The organism is Calothrix sp. CCY 0018, assembly GCF_963920925.1.
Classification (GTDB): domain Bacteria; phylum Cyanobacteriota; class Cyanobacteriia; order Cyanobacteriales; family Nostocaceae; genus Rivularia.
The window spans coordinates 1-262 of sequence record NZ_CAWUDI010000151.1 but is presented as its reverse complement, the minus strand read 5'-3'; the positions used below and the strand labels follow the sequence as shown (position 1 = coordinate 262).

Below are 262 nucleotides of genomic sequence, written 5' to 3'. Positions count from 1 at the left end.
CTGGGTCTGACGATGTTGCTTGTGCAGAACGCACAGGCGCAGCCCCCCGGCCCGGTGCGGACGCCGTTGGAGCTGGCCGCCGCCGTGGAGAAACGCGCCGCCGCAACTGATTTCGCGGCCCTTGACGCCTTTGGCCGCACGGCGATGAACCGTCATGATCGCGAGGGCCTGCAGCGCCTGCATCATGTCGCCTGGATTCTGCTGAACCAGGGCGAGTTCGTCCAGGCCCGGACCTGGAACGACCGTCTGGCCCAGGCCGCAC

The 262-nt window shown here is 68.3% G+C and carries 1 protein-coding gene; it reads left to right on the top strand.

The window, feature by feature from the left end; translation table 11 throughout:
- Positions 1-262: hypothetical protein (locus ACM03V_RS34535; RefSeq protein WP_414625323.1), on the top strand; the 262-nt coding region annotated here is incomplete at both ends.